At 47.4% G+C, this 16,326-nt stretch carries 18 protein-coding genes and 1 other annotated feature; all 18 genes read left to right on the plus strand.

The features are described 5' to 3' along the window. Nucleotides 1–24 precede the first annotated feature (24 nt). The 18 genes from ispD (at nucleotide 25) to rpoB (ending at nucleotide 16,291) form a co-directional block, all read left to right on the plus strand. On the plus strand, nucleotides 25–723 hold the full coding sequence (gene ispD, locus B4V02_RS02740; protein WP_094153685.1) for a 2-C-methyl-D-erythritol 4-phosphate cytidylyltransferase: 699 nt from the start codon (nucleotides 25–27) through the stop codon (nucleotides 721–723). Continuing rightward, nucleotides 720–1,196 carry a 2-C-methyl-D-erythritol 2,4-cyclodiphosphate synthase gene (ispF, locus tag B4V02_RS02745; protein WP_025715695.1) on the plus strand — a complete coding sequence of 159 codons (477 nt, stop codon included), beginning with the start codon at nucleotides 720–722 and terminating at the stop codon, nucleotides 1,194–1,196. Before ispD ends, ispF begins: the two co-directional genes overlap by 4 nt. Before the next feature lie 39 nt (nucleotides 1,197–1,235). Then, nucleotides 1,236–2,696 carry a glutamate--tRNA ligase gene (gene gltX, locus B4V02_RS02750; RefSeq protein WP_007432604.1) on the plus strand — a complete coding sequence of 487 codons (1,461 nt, stop codon included), beginning with the start codon at nucleotides 1,236–1,238 and terminating at the stop codon, nucleotides 2,694–2,696. A gap of 486 nt (nucleotides 2,697–3,182) precedes the next feature. Next, entirely contained in the window at nucleotides 3,183–3,854 is a 672-nt protein-coding gene (gene cysE / locus B4V02_RS02755) for a serine O-acetyltransferase (protein WP_007432603.1), read from the plus strand. A 33-nt stretch (nucleotides 3,855–3,887) separates the two neighbouring features. After that, nucleotides 3,888–5,291 (plus strand): cysteine--tRNA ligase, encoded by a 1,404-nt coding sequence (gene cysS, locus B4V02_RS02760; protein ID WP_094153686.1) that lies wholly within the window; start codon nucleotides 3,888–3,890, stop codon nucleotides 5,289–5,291. Further along, entirely contained in the window at nucleotides 5,288–5,746 is a 459-nt protein-coding gene (locus B4V02_RS02765) for a Mini-ribonuclease 3 (RefSeq protein WP_094153687.1), read from the plus strand. Before cysS ends, B4V02_RS02765 begins: the two co-directional genes overlap by 4 nt. 55 nt (nucleotides 5,747–5,801) lie before the next feature. Next, nucleotides 5,802–6,548: a 23S rRNA (guanosine(2251)-2'-O)-methyltransferase RlmB gene (gene rlmB, locus B4V02_RS02770; RefSeq protein ID WP_094153688.1), complete on the plus strand. Its 747-nt coding sequence runs from the start codon at nucleotides 5,802–5,804 to the stop codon at nucleotides 6,546–6,548. 4 nt (nucleotides 6,549–6,552) lie between these two features. Then, nucleotides 6,553–7,074 (plus strand): NYN domain-containing protein, encoded by a 522-nt coding sequence (locus tag B4V02_RS02775; protein ID WP_007432599.1) that lies wholly within the window; start codon nucleotides 6,553–6,555, stop codon nucleotides 7,072–7,074. A gap of 162 nt (nucleotides 7,075–7,236) precedes the next feature. Further along, nucleotides 7,237–7,881: an RNA polymerase sporulation sigma factor SigH gene (sigH, locus tag B4V02_RS02780; RefSeq protein ID WP_007432598.1), complete on the plus strand. Its 645-nt coding sequence runs from the start codon at nucleotides 7,237–7,239 to the stop codon at nucleotides 7,879–7,881. 331 nt (nucleotides 7,882–8,212) lie between these two features. Then, nucleotides 8,213–8,362, plus strand: a complete 150-nt coding sequence (gene rpmG, locus B4V02_RS02785; protein WP_081752062.1) for a 50S ribosomal protein L33 — start codon at nucleotides 8,213–8,215, stop codon at nucleotides 8,360–8,362. A gap of 20 nt (nucleotides 8,363–8,382) precedes the next feature. Beyond that, nucleotides 8,383–8,574, plus strand: coding sequence for a preprotein translocase subunit SecE (secE, locus tag B4V02_RS02790; RefSeq protein WP_007432597.1), 192 nt, complete (start codon nucleotides 8,383–8,385; stop codon nucleotides 8,572–8,574). 22 nt (nucleotides 8,575–8,596) lie between these two features. Next, on the plus strand, nucleotides 8,597–9,130 hold the full coding sequence (nusG, locus tag B4V02_RS02795; RefSeq protein WP_007432596.1) for a transcription termination/antitermination protein NusG: 534 nt from the start codon (nucleotides 8,597–8,599) through the stop codon (nucleotides 9,128–9,130). Nucleotides 9,131–9,203: 73 nt separating this feature from the next. Beyond that, entirely contained in the window at nucleotides 9,204–9,629 is a 426-nt protein-coding gene (rplK, locus tag B4V02_RS02800) for a 50S ribosomal protein L11 (protein ID WP_007432595.1), read from the plus strand. Nucleotides 9,630–9,716: 87 nt separating this feature from the next. After that, nucleotides 9,717–10,409, plus strand: a complete 693-nt coding sequence (rplA, locus tag B4V02_RS02805) for a 50S ribosomal protein L1 (RefSeq protein ID WP_007432594.1) — start codon at nucleotides 9,717–9,719, stop codon at nucleotides 10,407–10,409. Nucleotides 10,410–10,477: 68 nt separating this feature from the next. Next, nucleotides 10,478–10,629, plus strand: a sequence feature (ribosomal protein L10 leader region). 73 nt (nucleotides 10,630–10,702) lie between these two features. Beyond that, nucleotides 10,703–11,206: a 50S ribosomal protein L10 gene (gene rplJ, locus B4V02_RS02810; RefSeq protein ID WP_007432593.1), complete on the plus strand. Its 504-nt coding sequence runs from the start codon at nucleotides 10,703–10,705 to the stop codon at nucleotides 11,204–11,206. Nucleotides 11,207–11,273: 67 nt separating this feature from the next. Continuing rightward, nucleotides 11,274–11,639: a 50S ribosomal protein L7/L12 gene (gene rplL / locus B4V02_RS02815; RefSeq protein WP_094153689.1), complete on the plus strand. Its 366-nt coding sequence runs from the start codon at nucleotides 11,274–11,276 to the stop codon at nucleotides 11,637–11,639. Between the two features lie 148 nt (nucleotides 11,640–11,787). Continuing rightward, nucleotides 11,788–12,402: a class I SAM-dependent methyltransferase gene (locus B4V02_RS02820; protein ID WP_094153690.1), complete on the plus strand. Its 615-nt coding sequence runs from the start codon at nucleotides 11,788–11,790 to the stop codon at nucleotides 12,400–12,402. Nucleotides 12,403–12,745: 343 nt separating this feature from the next. Further along, nucleotides 12,746–16,291 (plus strand): DNA-directed RNA polymerase subunit beta, encoded by a 3,546-nt coding sequence (rpoB, locus tag B4V02_RS02825; RefSeq protein WP_063211168.1) that lies wholly within the window; start codon nucleotides 12,746–12,748, stop codon nucleotides 16,289–16,291. The last annotated feature ends 35 nt before the right edge of the window (nucleotides 16,292–16,326 follow it).

Raw genomic sequence — 16,326 nt, forward strand, 5'->3', positions numbered from 1 at the left:
GCGATCAGGGCAGGAGTTATTTCAATGAACAATCGGGTAGGGGTCGTTATTGTGGCGGCCGGGCGCGGCTCCCGTATGGGGACGCAGGAGAGTAAGCAATTTCTGCTTTTGCGGGACAAGCCCATCTTCATACATACACTTGAAATATTTGCAGCTATGCCCGAAGTGGATGAAATGGTGATGGTGACGGGAGCTGAAGATGTGGAGCGCTGTCGGGAATGGATTCGTCAATACCAGATCGGTAAAGAGGTGCAGGTAGTAGCTGGTGGCAGTGAACGCCAGCACTCGGTGTATCGCGGCCTGCGCCACTTGCATGCGGATTGGGTGATGGTGCATGATGGTGTGCGTCCATTGATCCAGCCCGAGCTTGTACGTTCATGTCTGGAGGCGGCCCAGCGTACCGGTGCTTCTGTAGCGGCAGTACCTGTAAAGGATACGGTCAAGCAAGTGAACGGGGATGGTATCATTACAGCAACGCCGGATCGCCGAAGTCTGTGGAGTATTCAAACGCCACAGACTTTTCGTCTTTCCGATTTGCTTCGTGCCTATGAGGAAGCGGAGCAGACGGGATTTTTGGGGACAGATGACTCTATGTTGGTGGAGCGGCTAGGCATTCCGGTTACGGTCGTTCAAGGCAGCTACAAGAACATCAAAATTACTACGCCTGAGGATTTGGACATGGCGGCGTTATGGGTAAAGACAGAGGGAGAGGATATCAAGTGATCAGAGTAGGACAAGGATTTGACGTTCACCAGCTGGTAGAAGGAAGGCCATGCATCATCGGAGGCGTGAATATTCCGTATGAAAAAGGTTTGCTGGGTCATTCCGATGCAGATGTGCTGCTGCATGCCATTAGCGATGCCATCCTTGGCGCGCTTGGCTTGGGAGACATCGGAAAGCATTTTCCGGATAACGACCCGGAATTTAAGGATGCCGACAGCCTGAAGCTGCTGGAGCATGTCTGGGGCCTGGCTAAAGAGCGGGGGTATCGCTTGGGGAATATTGATTCTACGATTATTGCGCAAAAGCCCAAGATGGCATCGTACATCCCGCAGATGAATGAAGTCATCGCCCGCGCGCTGGAAGCAGAGGAGCCATCCCAGGTCAACGTCAAGGCGACTACGACAGAGCAGCTTGGCTTTACCGGGCGGGGCGAAGGGATCGCGGCTCAATCGGTTGTCTGTCTTATCAAATAAATGCTATCATCTTGAGTAATTCAATTTGGAGGAGATCATATGAGCACGGAAGTTCGTGTACGCTATGCACCAAGCCCTACAGGACATTTGCATATTGGAAATGCCAGAACGGCATTATTTAATTATTTGTTTGCCCGCAATCAAGGCGGGAAATTTATTATTCGCATCGAAGACACAGATGTAAAGCGCAATATTGAGGGTGGAGAGGAAAGTCAGCTTAAATATTTGAAATGGTTGGGCATGGATTGGGATGAGAGTGTAGACGTGGGAGGCGAGTTTGGACCTTATCGCCAGACCGAACGCTTGGACATATACAAAACATACTGGCAGGATTTGCTGGATCGTGGTTTGGCCTACCGCTGCTATTGCACGGAGGAGGAACTGGAACGCGAGCGTGAAGAGCAGACGGCACGTGGGGAAACACCACGCTATTCTGGAAAGCACCGTGACTTAACAGAAGAACAGTGTCAGGCATTTGAGGCAGAGGGCCGTGTGCCAAGCATTCGTTTTCGTGTACCGGAGAACCGCGAGTATACGTTTGACGATATCGTTAAAGGTCAAATTACGTTCAATTCCAAGGAGAGCGGCGATTTTGTTATCGTCAAAAAAGACGGTATTCCGACATACAACTTCGCTGTAGCAGTTGACGATTATTTGATGAAAATATCACATGTACTACGGGGTGAGGATCATGTTTCCAATACACCGCGGCAGTTGATGATTTTTGAAGCTCTCGGCTGGGAGCCTCCACGTTTTGGTCATATGACGCTGATCGTAGGCGAGGATCACAAAAAGCTCAGCAAACGTAACGAGTCCATTATTCAGTTCATGGAGCAGTATGACAAGCTGGGCTATCTGCCGGAAGCTATATTCAACTTTATTGCGCTGCTGGGCTGGTCCCCGGAAGGCGAAGAAGAGATCTATGATCGGGAGCAACTGATTTCAATTTTCGATCCCAATCGTTTGTCCAAAAGCCCGGCCGTATTTGACACGAACAAGCTTGCTTACCTGAACAATCACTATATTAAAAAGGCTGATCCTGAGCGGATTGCCAGCATGGCGATTCCGCATTTGCAGGCAGCGGGGCTGTTGCCGACTGAATTGTCGGCAGAACAGCAGGATTGGGCTAAGGCCCTCGTTCGCTTATATCAAGAGCAGATGACTTCTGCGTCCGATATTGTAGCGTTGTCTGAGCTGTTTTTCCGTTCACATCTGGAGATGGATGCCGAAGCGGCGGCTGTGCTGGCCGAAGAGCAGGTTCCTGAGGTGCTTAGAGCCTTTGCCGGCAAGGTTGAAGCAAGCGAGGAGTTTACTGCTCCACAAATGGCCAAGCTGATCAAGGAAGTTCAAAAGGAAACTGGCTTTAAGGGTAAACAGCTGTTCATGCCGATTCGTGTGGCTCTTACAGGTCAAACTCATGGTCGGGATCTGAACGAAACCATCTATTTGCTTGGACGTGACAAGGTGTTGGACCGACTTAAGGCACAAATTAAAGGCTGATATTTCTTGTCAATTTGTTGTCTTTTCGCTATAATGACTCCATTGATACGGATTGATATTTACGTGTAAAGGCTGCGAACAGGAGAAGTACACTGCATATGGGCATCTGCCAGAGAGGACGGCCGAGGGAAACCCCGGGCTGGAAGCCGTCCAGATGACCTGCGGAGGAAATGCACCTGGGAGCCGTGCGCCCGAACCCTAATTAGCACCAACCGCTGGTTGTGGCAAGGGCGTGCCGAGTCGTTCCCGTTACCGGACGCCAAAGACGGACTTCTCTGCTTTTTAGGTAGCAGATATGTCCGAAGCAGAGTGGAACCACGTTCATGCGTCTCTGCAGCTTAGGCTGCGGAGGCGCTTTTTCATTTTTATCAGATTCAGACTCGACATAGATTGAAAAATGTCGAAGAATGCTGATGGATGCGAAAATTGGCGAAACGTGAAGTTTGTGAAGATGCGGCAAGGATATAGAGGGAGTAGGAGGGCGACATGTTCAGACATATCAAATCCGACATTCAGACTGTTTTGGATAATGATCCGGCCGCCCGGAGTAAGCTGGAGGTCATTTTTACGTATTCCGGCGTTCATGCCCTTTGGGCACACCGAATCGCACATTGGTTTTACTTACGAAAGTGGTGTACTCTAGCTCGTGTTATATCTCAGGTATCGCGGTTTATGACAGGCATTGAAATTCATCCTGGCGCTCGTATCGGAGATCGGCTGTTCATTGACCATGGTATGGGAGTGGTCATCGGTGAAACCTGTGAGATTGGCGACGATGTCGTATTGTATCAGGGGGTCACTCTTGGAGGGACCGGAAAAGAGAAGGGGAAGCGCCATCCCACTATTGGGAATAATGTAGTTATAGGCTCTGGCGCCAAGATATTGGGATCTTTTACAATTGGGGCGCAGTCCAACATTGGCTCCAACTCGGTTGTACTTAAAGAGGTTCCGCCTAACAGTACGGTAGTGGGGATACCGGGGCGAGTGGTCAGACAGGATGGCAGACGTCCAGACCGACTTAGTCATCAGCTGCCTGATCCGGTCGTCGATTCTATACGTGCTCTTCAATTGGAAATAGAACGTTTACGTGCAGAATTGTCTGATTTGAAGGATGAGCAATCTGCTCGGAAACATCAGGTGACCCAAGAGAATAAATGACAAGGATAATTTTCATGAGGGAGGAACATAACGATGCCGCTTCAAATTTATAATACAATGACGAGGAGTCGGGAGCCTTTTGTGCCACTGGAGCCTGGAAAGGTTAAAATGTATGTATGCGGACCTACCGTGTATGATTATATTCATATTGGTAATGCACGACCTGTAATTGTGTTTGACGTGGTACGCAGCTACCTGGAGTATTTGGGCTATGATGTGAACTATGTAGTGAATTTTACAGATGTCGATGATAAGCTGATCCGCAAAGCTCGGGAACTTGATATGGAGGTTCCGGCAGTTGCCGAGAAATTTATTGCAGCCTATCATGAGGATCTGACTGGATTGAATGTTCCTGCCGCCAGCATAAATCCGCGCGTAACAGAGAGCATGGAGCTGATTGTTGATTTTATTAAGGAACTGGTAGACAAAGGCTATGCCTATGAGAATGATGGCGATGTGTTCTATCGGACCAAAAAGTTCAAAGATTACGGACAACTGTCAGGTCAAAATCTGGAGGAGCTTCAGTTCGGAATTCGCATCCATGTGGATGAGCGTAAGGAAAATGCCGAAGATTTTGTACTCTGGAAGGCAGCAAAGCCGGGAGAAATTTATTGGTCGAGCCCTTGGGGAGATGGACGACCGGGTTGGCATATCGAATGCTCGGCTATGGCTCGCCATTATTTGGGGGATACGCTGGACATCCATGGAGGCGGACAGGATTTGCAATTTCCGCATCATGAATGTGAATGCGCGCAATCCGAAGCGATTACGGGCAAGCCATTGGCCCGCTACTGGATGCATAACGGATATATTCGCATTGATAATGAAAAAATGTCGAAATCGCTCGGTAACGGTATTTTGGTTAAAGATCTGCGTGCTCGTCACAAGCCCGAGGCTTTACGCTATTTTATGCTGTCGACACATTACCGCAATCCGTTGAACTACAACCAAGAGACGATGAGTCAGGCGGAGAACAGTGTCGAACGGATTGCCAATGCAGTCGCCAACGTAAAGCATCGTTTAGCCAATGCTTTGAAAGGTAATGAAGAAGTATCGGCTGGGCTGCAAACGAAGCTTGACGGGATTTTGCAGCAGTTTGGCGAAAAAATGGATGATGATTTCAATACACCTGATGCGATTACTGCGGTATTCGAATGGGTCAGCGAAGCCAACCATCTGTTGCAGCGTGATGTTGTCAATCAGGCAGAATTGCAGGCCGTGCTGCATACCTTTGATTCGATGAATAAAGTACTTCGTATATATTCGGAACCCAAAGAAGAGCTGTTGGATGATGAAATTGAGCAATTAATCGCAGAACGTGTCGAAGCTCGTAAAACCAAAAACTGGGGCAGAGCTGATGAAATTCGCGATCTGCTGGCTGCTAAAGGCATTGTGCTTGAGGATACGGCGCAGGGTATGCGGTGGCGGCGAAAATGAATGATAAGCCACTGAATACGGGGGCTTTGGAGGACGCGGGAAACTGGTTCCCGTATCCTGCGTCCAAACCGGCCCGTCTGATGCCTCCCATTGCGTTAGCTTACATTGGCGATGCCGTGTATGAGGTCGCCGTCCGTCAATATTTGTTGGCACAGCCCAACCTGCGCCCCAATCATTTGCATCGCCGAGCCACAGGGCTAGTCTCCGCGAAGGCGCAGAGCCGTATGTTGGGACTGCTGGAAAAGGTGCTGACGGAGGAAGAGTGCGACATTGTCCGGCAAGGAAGAAATGCCAAGTCAGGCAGCCTGCCCAAAAATGCGGATGTACTTGAGTACCGTCACGCGACTGCGCTGGAGGCACTGATCGGCTTTCTCTATAGCGATGGGCGCTTGGACAGATTGAGAGAATTGATCACGTACGGTATTGCACAAATGGAAAATACAGAAAAATCATAATTGGGAACGGATCAGATGGATTTTGTATCTGACGTTTCCCGGGAGGAAGCTAGATATGGAAGAAGAATGGATTGCCGGTAAGCATTCGGTAACGGAGGCATTACGTTCAGGCAGAACGATCAATAAAATATGGATTGCAGACAATGCGCAAAAGCATTTGACACTACCGATTACAGCTGAGGCCCAAAAAGCAGGAATCATTGTTCAGCAGGTGGACAAGCGTAAGCTGGATCAAATGGTACCGGGGATTCAGCATCAGGGGGTAGTTGCACAGGCTGCGCCTTTTGCCTATGCTGAAGTGGAAGAATTGCTCGCCAATGCCCGTGATAAAGGGGAAGAGCCGTTTTTGATTTTGTTGGATGAAATTGAAGACCCGCATAATCTGGGCTCCATCCTTCGTACGGCGGATTGTACAGGAGCGCATGGTGTTATTGTGCCTAAAAGGCGTTCGGCAGCCGTAACTGTAACGGTGTCCAAAACATCGGCAGGTGCTGTTGAGTATGTCCCGGTGGCGCGTGTGAATAATTTGGGGCAAACCATTGACCGTCTTAAAGAAGAAGGTGTATGGGTAGTTGGCACGGATGTGGCAGCGACCGACCCTGTTTTTGGGAATGGAGTATTCACGGGGCCGGTGGCCATTGTCATCGGCAACGAAAATAAAGGAATGGGTCGTTTGATTCGTGAAAAATGCGACGTGCTCGTCAAGCTGCCGATGGCGGGGCAAATCAATTCCCTGAATGCTTCTGTAGCTGCAGGTGTCGTGATGTACGAAGTATTGCGCGGACGACAGGCACGGGGCTAACGATATGGCTGACACGCGGGATGTTCTGCTTGTGGACGGTTACAACATGATTGGAGCCTGGCCCGAACTTTCCGCACTGGTACAGTCTGGTATGCAGGAAGCGAGGGACAGACTTCTCGAACGACTCGCAGATCATCAGGCGTATTCCGGCAGAAGAGTCATCGTCGTATTTGATGCTTACAGGGTGCCAGGATTGGGTAAAACTTTTGCCCAGAGTAAAGTCCAGATTTATTTTACGAGAGAAAAAGAGACAGCAGACGAGTGCATCGAGCGATTGGTTCGGGAACTAAGCAGCAAGAGGAGAAGCATTTACGTAGCGACAAGTGATCAGGTAGAGCAGCATGTCGCCTTTGGCCAGGGAGCACTCAGGGTATCGGCGCGGGAACTGCTCATCGAGATTGAGGAATCCGAAAGGGAAGTACAGAAGCGAATTCAGCAGGATAGCGCCAAATTGTCCCGTAACTCGCTGGATGCCAAGCTGAGCCCGGAGCTTCGAAAGCTGTTTGAACGATGGAGAAGAGAATAATCCAGTAATTGGTCGCCCCTCCATTTTGAAACCATTGACAATTTTGTTAGCGCTCTTCTTTTTTAGGCTGTTGTGGTTGACGGTATCAGGTTGCATCGCGTATACTTGTCGTATATTTGAGAGAGTAACGGGTACCTTGCGTTGCAGCCGGAGGGATTGTTAGTGAGTGTGGACCTCAAGGATATCATGTTGTCAAAGTTTGATTACAAAAATGATGAAGACATTGTCGGAGCAGTCCATGAAGGTGATGGGGAGGCGCTGGAGTTCCTGATTAATAAGTACCGGAACTTTGTGCGGGCCAAGGCCAGATCCTACTTCCTGATCGGCGCCGATCGCGAGGATATTATTCAGGAGGGCATGATTGGTCTCTACAAATCCATTCGTGATTTTAAGGGAGACAAGCTTTCTTCGTTCAAGGCCTTTGCCGAGTTATGCATTACGCGACAGATTATTACGGCAATCAAGACGGCTACACGCCAAAAGCACATTCCTCTGAATTCTTACGTATCTCTGGACAAGCCCATCTATGATGAAGAGTCAGATCGGACGTTGCTCGATGTGATTTGCGGAACACAAGTAAGCGACCCTGAGGAACTAATTATCAATCAGGAAGAGTTCGTAGGGCTCGAGGACAAGATGTCGGAAATTCTGAGCGAGCTGGAACGAAAGGTGCTTATGCTGTATCTGGACGGACGCTCGTATCAGGAGATTGCAGAGGATCTTGACCGTCATGTAAAATCGATTGATAATGCACTGCAACGGGTCAAGCGTAAACTTGAAAAGTATCTGGAAGTAAGGGATAGTTGAAAGTAGAGGCTGACAAGGAAAGGCTCGAGTCCGAGTCTTTTTTTATTCGTTAAGGGCAGGATCCGCAGGTTTATATGTGCCCAAAATGATTTATACTAAAAAATATGAATAATAGATGTCGCTTGGATCTTGCAGCGGTTTTTCAGGGAATATTTTCGAAGGATGAACAGATGTTAAAATGCACCACAGTTGAGACTGCGAAATGTATGCAAACATTCGTTGACATGGAAAACCCCGTGTGATAAAGTGTTTTAGGTAGGCCTAAATTCGCGGTTTTTTTAGGATCAATTAAGAGACTTCCGGTGTTGGATGTCTTCGGGAGGTGCACATCATGCGGGTAATTATTACTTTGGCTTGTACAACTTGCAAACAAAGAAATTACACAACGACGAAAAACAAGCGTAATCACCCCGACCGCATGGAGATGAAGAAATTCTGTAAGTTCTGTAACGAACAGACTTCTCATCGGGAAACCAGATAGTTTGTGGAGGTGTAGTCGGCGTGAAAAGCAGTTTCAAGTCTCTGTTTTCCTTTTTCTCTGAAAGCTGGGCTGAACTCAAGAAGGTTCGCTGGCCCAATCGTAAAGAACTGACCAACTATACGCTGATTGTCATTGGGACAATTGCGTTTGTCACGGTTTATTTTTGGGTTCTCGATATCGGCATTTCCGCTGTGATCGAAGCGATTATCTAGGAAGGGTTCCAGGTGGCTTGGTATGGAAAAAAGATGGTATGTCGTTCATACCTATTCAGGGTATGAGAACAAAGTCAAAGCCAATTTGGAAAAACGCGTTGAGTCCATGGGCATGGAAGACAAGATATTCCGTGTTCTTGTTCCAATGGAAGAAGAACTGGTAACCAAGGACGGTAAGAAAAAAACCGTTATGCGTAAAGTATACCCTGGTTATGTCTTAGTCGAAATGGTCCAAACCGACGACTCTTGGTATGTTGTTCGCAATACACCAGGTGTTACGGGATTTGTAGGGTCGACAGGCTCGGGTTCCAAACCGACGCCATTGCTTCCGGAAGAAGTTGAACAGATTCTGAAGCATATGGGCATGGTAGAGCCGAAACCGAAGATTGAATTCGATGTTAAGGAATCCGTGCGGATTAAAGTTGGTCCTTTTGCGAATTTTGTGGGCTCCGTGGAAGAAATTTTGGTTGAGAAAAGCAAGCTTAAGGTTCACGTCAACATGTTTGGACGGGAAACCCCGCTTGAGTTGGATTATACTCAAGTGGAGAAAATATAGATTTTTCTTACAGGTTTCTTGTGGGAGGATCAATAGGTCCGTCTACCACTATTGAGTCAAGGAGGTGTCATCCATGGCAAAAAAGGTAATTAAAATGGTAAAACTGCAGATTCCTGCAGGGAAAGCTAATCCAGCGCCTCCAGTAGGTCCAGCTTTGGGTCAAGCAGGTGTCAACATCATGGCATTCTGTAAAGAGTTCAATGCTCGTACTGCTGATCAAGCAGGCCTGATTATCCCGGTTGAAATTTCGGTATTTGAAGATCGTTCTTTTACGTTCATCACCAAAACTCCACCGGCTGCTGTTCTGTTGAAAGTTGCTGCTAAAATCGAAAAAGGTTCCGGTGAACCGAATAAAACGAAAGTTGCAACTGTAAATCGCGCTGCTGTTCGTCAAATTGCAGAGCAAAAAATGCCTGACCTTAACGCAGCTTCCGTAGAATCGGCAATGCGTATGGTTGAAGGTACTGCTCGCAGCATGGGTATCACCATCGTAGATTAATTTTATTAATCTACGTGTGTCGGCAGTCTGACTGTCCGGCAAGTGTGGGAGGAATATCCGCTAATACCACATAAGGAGGAAAACATAATGGCTAAACATGGTAAGAAGTACCTGGAAGCTGCTAAGCTGATTGACAGCGAAGCAACTTATGAGCCTTTGGAAGCCGTTGAACTGGTGAAAAAGGCTGCAACTGCTAAATTCGACGAAACCGTTGAAGCAGCAGTTCGTCTGGGCGTAGATTCCCGTAAACAAGACCAGGCTGTTCGTGGTGTTGTTGTCCTGCCGCATGGTACAGGTAAAACACAACGCGTTCTGGTATTTGCAAAAGGTGACAAAGTGAAAGAAGCGGAAGCGGCTGGCGCTGATTTTGTTGGCGATCAAGATATGATCAACAAAATCCAACAAGGCTGGTTCGAATTCGACGTCTGCGTTGCGACACCTGATATGATGAGTGAGGTTGGTAAACTGGGTCGTTTGCTCGGTGGTAAAGGTTTGATGCCTAACCCTAAAGCAGGCACAGTTACTTTCGATGTTGCCAAGGCTGTTCAAGAAATTAAAGCCGGTAAAATCGAATACCGTCTCGACAAAGCAGGTCAAATTCACGCACCAATCGGCAAAGCTTCTTTCAGTGCTGAACAACTGAACGAGAACCTTAAAGCCTTGATTGAAGCCTTGAACCGTGCGAAGCCAGCGGCTGCTAAAGGTGTATACCTGAAAAACATCGCTATTTCTTCGACTATGGGACCAAGTGCACGTGTGAACGCATCTGTTTACAGATAATATTTTGATTGACACGTTCAATCGAATTTGTTATTCTGTAAAAGTTGTGAGTCCTTGTGACTGACCGTTAAAGTTGAATATGCTTACCGTAGACAGTAGGTGCTTTCAGGCTTAATTTCCTACCGAGGTGTTATGATAGAACATTTCATGTGGCGGGCTTGTCCCGTCCATGTGGATTTATCAAGCCTTCGTACTCTACGGAGGCTTTTTTCATGCTCAAGAAAGCAGCTTTGGGAGATTGCCGGATCAGGTGTTTCGAACAGAGCGGATAAATTGATCAGGAGGTGTACAGTTTGGCAAATGCAAAGGTGATTCAAGCAAAACAAGAAGCTGTGGAAGTTGTAGCTGCAAAATTGCGCGAGAGCGTAACGACTGTGGTTGCGGACTATCGCGGTCTGAATGTTGCCCAAGTAACTGAGCTGCGTAAGCAGCTTCGCGAAGCCGGAGTCGAATTTCAAGTGCTGAAAAACACGCTGCTTCGTCGCGCAACTGCGGCAGCAGAATTGACTGAACTGGACGCAGTATTGACAGGTCCTACTGCAATCGCGTTCGGCAAAGATGATGCTGTGTCTGCAGCTAAAATCTTGAATGATTTCGCTAAGAAAAACAATGCGCTCGAACTGAAAGGCGGAGTTGTAGAAGGTCGCGTTATCGGTGTTGAGGAAGTCAAAGCGCTGGCAGAACTGCCATCCCGCGAAGGTCTCCTTTCAATGCTCCTCAGCGTGCTTCAAGCTCCTATGCGCAACTTCGCGCTTGCAGTTAAAGCTGTTGCGGAAAAAGAAGAGCAAAGCGCATAAGTTAAGGATTAAACCTGCTGTATAGCAGTTAAAAACAAAAAATACGAATTTAAATGGAGGTTCAACCATGAGTAAAGAGCAAATCTTGGAAGCAATTAAAGGTATGTCCGTATTGGAACTGAACGATCTCGTTAAAGCAATCGAAGAAGAATTCGGCGTAACTGCAGCAGCTCCAGTAGCTGTAGCTGGCGGCGCAGCAGGTGGCGCAGCAGAAGCTGAGCAATCCGAGTTTGACGTAATCCTGGCAAGCGCTGGCGCTTCCAAAATCAACGTTATCAAAGCAGTTCGCGAAATCACAGGTCTTGGCCTGAAAGAAGCAAAAGAACTGGTTGACAACGCTCCAAAACCACTGAAAGAAAAAATTGCTAAAGAAGAAGCTGAATCCATTAAAGCAAAATTGGAAGAAGCAGGCGCTTCTGTAGAAGTAAAATAATTGACTGCTATCTAGCAGACAATGAATTAAAACAAACCCCTTGAGGTGATCTTCAAGGGGTTTGTTGCTGTAAAACGGTAGTATCAGCATGTCTGAAACATGATGGCAAAGGCTATGATGGTATTACAACCGAAAGAGGTGGTCATGAATGGCTGATCATTATTACTCTAAACGGCCAGAGGCGGCGCATGAACGACGAAGTCTGGAGACAGTGCTAAGGGGACGGACATACCGTTTTGCTAGTGATTCAGGTGTTTTTTCAAAGCAAGAGATTGATTACGGCAGCCGTGTGCTGATTGAAGCGATGCAGCTTCCCGCACAAGCCTCCGTGTTGGATGTCGGATGTGGGTATGGACCGATTGGATTGACGGCAGCAACGCTTGTGCCAGAGGGCCACGTTACAATGATTGATATTAATGAGCGAGCCGTTCAACTGGCAAAAGAAAATGCGGAACGAAATGGGATTAAAAATGTCACTATTAAGCAGAGTGATTTGTTCGCGGAAGTGAAGCATCAGCATTTTGACGTAATTTTGACGAATCCGCCTATACGTGCAGGGAAAGAAACGGTACATGCTATTTTCGAGTTGGCGTATGAGCATTTAAACGAAGGTGGAGCTTTGTGGGTGGTCATCCAGAAAAAGCAGGGGGCTCCTTCGGCGAGTGCTAAAATCGAGAGTCTTTTTGGCAGTGTGGAGGAAGTTACGAAGGATAAAGGTTATCGAATTTTAAAAGCTGAAAAAAGTTTTGGAAAAAAGCAATAGGACCATTGACTTGAATCCTGGTCTGTGATATCATTGTAAAATGTCAGTATTAGGATGCCCTCCATGGCTTTAGTTTGTTGAAATGTCAATAGGGTTATGCGTAAAAGGGTATAGTATGTCTCCCTATTACGTATAATATAATCATTTTGGGCAAATCTACAAGTGATGAAGATCTTCCGGCAAGAGGATTCTGCAGATACGTCGCTCTTTTTTCGAATGCATTCGAGTAAGGGCTTTTCTGTATTTGTAAGATTGAATCTTCTGTATGTGTCTTATTATAAGGTCACAAACAGAGGTTCGCAATGTATTTTTAAAGTGAGTAGACATGAGGGGTGAGTTTAAGTTGGCAGGACATCTTGTTCAATATGGTCGACGCACTCGGCGCAGTTATGCACGTATTAATGAGGTACTCGAGGTTCCGAACCTGATTGAAATCCAACAAAAATCCTATGATTGGTTTTTGGAGGAAGGATTACGGGAGATGTTTCGGGATATTTCACCAATTCAGGATTTCACAGGAAACCTGATTCTGGAATTTATCGATTACTCTCTCGGAGAACCTAAATATACCGTTGACGACGCAAAGGAACGCGACGTGACGTATGCAGCACCGCTTCGGGTAAAAGTCCGGCTTATTAATAAAGAAACCGGGGAAGTGAAAGAGCAGGAAGTATTCATGGGAGACTTCCCGCTGATGACTGAAACGGGTACGTTTATTATTAACGGTGCGGAACGGGTTATTGTCAGCCAGTTGGTTCGCTCTCCCAGCGTCTATTTCAGCACAAAAGTCGACAAGAATGCGAAAACAACATACACCGCAACGGTAATTCCTAACCGGGGGGCTTGGCTCGAGCTGGAGATGGATGCGAAGGATATTATCTATGTCCGGATTGACCGTACCCGTAAAATTCCGGTTACGGTGTTGCTGCGTGCGCTAGGCTTTGGCACTGATGCTGAGATTTTGGATTTGCTCGGCAATGACGAATATATCCGTAACACGCTTGATAAAGACAATACCGACTCTACGGAGAAAGCGCTGATTGAAATTTATGAGCGTCTTCGTCCGGGTGAGCCGCCTACACTGGATAATGCAAAGAGCTTGCTCGTTGCACGCTTCTTTGATCCAAAACGTTATGATCTGGCCAACGTAGGCCGCTACAAAATCAATAAAAAGCTTCACATCAAAAACCGCCTGTTCAATCAACGTCTTGCTGAGACCCTGATTGATACGACAACTGGTGAAATCATCGCTGAAGCAGGACAAATGGTTGACCGCCGTCTGTTGGACGAGATTTTGGCCCAGCTGGAAGAATCGGTTGGACACCGTACGTATCATGTTGCTAGTGGCGTACTGGAAAGCAATGATATTCCGCTTCAAACGATTGACGTATTCTCACCAATTGAGGATGGTAAAGTTGTAAAACTGATTGCTAACGGAAATATTGATAAATCGGTTAAAAATATTACGCCTGCCGATATTATTTCCTCCATCAGTTATTTTATTAACTTGCTTCACGGAATCGGAAGCACAGACGATATTGACCACTTGGGTAACCGTCGTTTGCGTTCTGTAGGTGAGTTGCTCCAGAATCAGTTCCGTATCGGTTTGTCCCGTATGGAACGCGTGGTTCGCGAAAGAATGTCGATCCAGGATGCCAATGTAATTACGCCACAGGCGCTGATTAACATACGTCCGGTAATCGCCTCGATTAAAGAGTTCTTTGGTAGCTCCCAGCTGTCTCAGTTTATGGATCAGACGAACCCGCTTGCTGAATTGACACACAAACGTCGTTTGTCCGCACTCGGACCTGGTGGTTTGACACGTGAGCGCGCAGGCATGGAAGTACGTGACGTCCATCCGAGTCACTACGGCCGTATGTGTCCTATCGAGACGCCGGAGGGACCGAACATTGGTTTGATTAACTCCTTGTCTACCTTCGCGCGTATCAACGAGTACGGATTTATCGAAGCTCCTTATCGTTGGGTAGATCCGAAAACCGGAAAAGTTACAGATCAGATTGATTACCTGACTGCTGATGAAGAAGATAACTACATCGTAGCCCAGGCAAATGCGGAATTGACTGAGGAAAACACCTTTAAGGATGAAATCGTCATTGTCCGCTATAACAAACAGTCTGATAACATTATTCCAATGGCGAGTAGCCGCGTTGATTACATGGACGTATCACCTAAACAGGTCGTATCGGTCGCAACTGCACTGATTCCGTTCCTGGAGAACGATGACTCTAACCGCGCATTGATGGGTTCCAACATGCAGCGGCAGGCTGTCCCGCTCCTGATTCCAAAGGCTCCTTTGGTTGGAACAGGAATGGAGCATAAGTCTGCAAAAGATTCCGGTGTTTGCGTTGTGTCCAAGTACAACGGGGTAATCGAACGTTCTTCGGCTAATGAAATTTGGCTGCGCCGTATTGAAACTGTAGATGGCGCTGAAGTAAAAGGCGACATTGTTAAGTATAAATTACACAAATTTATGCGTTCTAACCAAGGAACATGCATCAATCAGCGGCCAATTGTTAACAGAGGCGATATTGTCAAAGTTGGCGATATTCTTGCAGATGGTCCTTCCACAGAGATGGGCGAGTTGGCATTGGGACGTAACGTTGTCGTCGCCTTCATGACTTGGGAAGGTTACAACTATGAGGATGCGATCCTGCTGAGCGAGAAGCTGGTTAAGGAGGATGTATACACCTCGATCCATATCGAGGAATACGAATCCGAGGCCCGCGATACGAAGCTTGGACCTGAAGAAATTACTCGTGATATCCCGAATGTTGGTGAAGAAGCGCTTCGTAATCTGGATGAGCGCGGCATCATTCGCATTGGTGCTGAAATCGCCGCAGGCGACATTCTCGTTGGTAAAGTAACACCTAAGGGTGTGACTGAGCTGACAGCCGAAGAACGTCTCTTGCATGCAATCTTCGGTGAGAAGGCACGCGAGGTTCGCGATACTTCCTTGAGAGTTCCTCACGGAACAGACGGAATCGTTGTAGACGTTAAAGTGTTTACACGTGAAAATGGCGATGAGCTGCCACCGGGTGTGAACCAGCTGGTACGCGTATACATTGCTCAAAAACGTAAAATCTCCGAAGGCGATAAAATGGCTGGACGTCACGGTAACAAGGGTGTCGTTGCCCGTATCTTGCCTGAGGAAGATATGCCATTCCTGCCGGATGGTACACCGGTACAGGTCGTTCTCAACCCACTGGGCGTACCTTCGCGGATGAACATCGGACAGGTGCTCGAAGTCCATCTGGGTATGGCTGCAATGCGTCTTGGTATTCATGTGGCTACGCCAGTATTTGATGGTGCCAAGGAGTATGACGTGTTCGATACCATGGAAGAAGCAGGCATGCAGCGTAACGGTAAGACTGTGTTGTATGACGGCCGTACAGGTGATCGTTTTGAACGTGAAGTTACTGTTGGTGTCATGCACATGATTAAACTTGCGCACATGGTTGACGATAAAATCCATGCCCGCTCTACGGGCCCTTACTCTCTCGTTACGCAACAACCATTGGGTGGTAAAGCTCAATTCGGTGGTCAGCGCTTCGGGGAGATGGAAGTATGGGCGCTGGAAGCCTACGGCGCGGCGTACACGCTTCAGGAAATTTTGACTGTGAAATCCGATGATGTGGTTGGACGTGTTAAAACCTACGAATCCATCGTCAAAGGTGAAAATGTCCCTGAACCGGGTGTTCCTGAATCATTCAAGGTCTTGATCAAAGAGCTGCAAAGCTTGGGGATGGACGTGAAGATTCTGTCCGAAGACGAACAAGAGATCGAAATGAGAGAGCTTGATGATGAAGATGACACAACTGGCGATAAGCTGAGTTTGAATCTGGAAGGCTCTGAGGTTGGCGTAGAGTAGTCTGTCGTCGACTGAATCATATCAACTTTGTATAT

The sequence above is a fragment of the Paenibacillus kribbensis genome (genome assembly GCF_002240415.1).
Classification (GTDB): domain Bacteria; phylum Bacillota; class Bacilli; order Paenibacillales; family Paenibacillaceae; genus Paenibacillus; species Paenibacillus kribbensis.

Bases quoted from the DNA above. Each gene is read 5' to 3' on its own strand.
- cysS (WP_094153686.1), top strand. From the start codon at position 3,888: ATGCCGCTTCAAATTTATAATACAATGACGAGGAGTCGGGAGCCTTTT.
- cysE (WP_007432603.1), top strand. From the start codon at position 3,183: ATGTTCAGACATATCAAATCCGACATTCAGACTGTTTTGGATAATGAT.
- gltX (WP_007432604.1), top strand. From the start codon at position 1,236: ATGAGCACGGAAGTTCGTGTACGCTATGCACCAAGCCCTACAGGACAT.
- B4V02_RS02765 (WP_094153687.1), top strand. From the start codon at position 5,288: ATGAATGATAAGCCACTGAATACGGGGGCTTTGGAGGACGCGGGAAAC.
- rpmG (WP_081752062.1), top strand. From the start codon at position 8,213: ATGCGGGTAATTATTACTTTGGCTTGTACAACTTGCAAACAAAGAAAT.
- B4V02_RS02820 (WP_094153690.1), top strand. From the start codon at position 11,788: ATGGCTGATCATTATTACTCTAAACGGCCAGAGGCGGCGCATGAACGA.
- rplA (WP_007432594.1), top strand. From the start codon at position 9,717: ATGGCTAAACATGGTAAGAAGTACCTGGAAGCTGCTAAGCTGATTGAC.
- rplL (WP_094153689.1), top strand. From the start codon at position 11,274: ATGAGTAAAGAGCAAATCTTGGAAGCAATTAAAGGTATGTCCGTATTG.
- rlmB (WP_094153688.1), top strand. From the start codon at position 5,802: ATGGAAGAAGAATGGATTGCCGGTAAGCATTCGGTAACGGAGGCATTA.
- rplK (WP_007432595.1), top strand. From the start codon at position 9,204: ATGGCAAAAAAGGTAATTAAAATGGTAAAACTGCAGATTCCTGCAGGG.
- nusG (WP_007432596.1), top strand. From the start codon at position 8,597: ATGGAAAAAAGATGGTATGTCGTTCATACCTATTCAGGGTATGAGAAC.
- ispD (WP_094153685.1), top strand. From the start codon at position 25: ATGAACAATCGGGTAGGGGTCGTTATTGTGGCGGCCGGGCGCGGCTCC.
- B4V02_RS02775 (WP_007432599.1), top strand. From the start codon at position 6,553: ATGGCTGACACGCGGGATGTTCTGCTTGTGGACGGTTACAACATGATT.